General features: G+C 60.1%; 1 protein-coding gene. It reads left to right on the top strand.

Annotated features, from left to right (window positions below; all coding sequences use genetic code 11):
• The first annotated feature begins 80 nt into the window (after positions 1–80).
• Positions 81–1,097, top strand: a complete 1,017-nt coding sequence (locus tag HGI47_RS22065) for an IS110 family transposase (RefSeq protein ID WP_168854897.1) — start codon at positions 81–83, stop codon at positions 1,095–1,097.
• Positions 1,098–1,314 lie beyond the last annotated feature (217 nt).

Here is a 1,314-nt window from a genome sequence, read left to right as displayed (position 1 = left end):
TGGGACACCGCGTAATTGATTTAGCCACCCTCCTGGATGGTACGAAGTCGCCATGGCGCTTCAATGCAGGAGGGTGACCGATGTCGATCTATGCAGGGTTGGATGTGAGTGACAAGACGACGCATGTCTGCGTGGTCGATGCCGAGGGCAAGGTTCTCCGACGTGATGTAGTTGCGAGCGATCCGGAGGTTCTCGCCAAGTGGTTGAGCCGGCATTGTCCGGAACTCGCCCGTGTCGTCCTCGAGACTGGGCCGCTGTCAACATTCCTCTACCATGGCCTGACCGAGCGCGGCGTCGTGGTCGAGTGCATCTGCGCGCGCCACGCCAAAGGCGTCCTGTCCGCAAGGATCAACAAAAGCGATGTTCACGATGCAGAGGGGCTCGCACAGCTTGCGCGGACTGGCTGGTACAAGCGTGTCCACATGAAGGGCTCCGCCACGCACATCGACAGGGCAGCGCTGCGCATCCGTAGCCAGCTGATCACGGCGCGGACATCTATGGCCAATCAGCTGCGTGGGCTCTTGAAGTTGTTCGGCCTGCGTATGGGGACCGCCCGAACCCCGGGCCGGCGCACCGAGCGCCTGGCGGCGCTCTACGCACAGCGGCCAGATTTGAAGGCCCTGTTTGCTCCGCTCATTGCATCGATGGAAGCCATCGAGGAGCAACTGCGTGCATGCAATCGCCTGCTTAATGACCGGGCAAAGGCCGACGAAGTCTGCAGCCGTTTGATGAGCGTTCCCGGTGTCGGGCCCATCACTGCGCTCACCTACACCTCCACTATCGAAGATCCTCGCCGTTTTGCGAGAAGCGAGGATGTCGGCGCCTATGCCGGGCTAGTGCCGCGACGCAGCCAATCAGGCGAACGCGATGTCAGCGGCCACATCTCAAAGGCTGGCGATCCCATGCTGCGCAAGGCGCTTTACGAAGCTGCCAATGTTGCACTGACCCAAGTGAAGCGGCCGTTTGCCCTGCAGCAATGGGGGAGGACAATGGCCGAAGCCAAAGGTGGCAGACGCGCTCGAACCGCTGTTGCCCGCAAGCTCGCCGCGCTACTTCATTCGCTTTGGCTGAACGAGACGGAGTTCCGCTGGGCCTGAGCCCAGTGTTTCTCATCCCGCTTAGCCATGCCCACGACGATCTCGTCAGAAATGTAGAGGGTCAACCTCGTTTGGGACTCAGAGACGTCGATCTATTCCGCTCGGCCGCGATCATGAAGGCTCGGACGAACCGTTACCAAGCTGTCCGATGACCTCGAAGACAACCATTGGCGAACGGGAAAAAGGAAGAGCAATGCGGAAATCAATTAGACAACAT

It is taken from the genome of Novosphingobium sp. ERN07 (assembly GCF_012641335.1).
Lineage (GTDB): Bacteria > Pseudomonadota > Alphaproteobacteria > Sphingomonadales > Sphingomonadaceae > Novosphingobium.
Note: the sequence above shows the minus strand (reverse complement) of the source record. Positions and strands in the feature narration are given on the sequence as shown.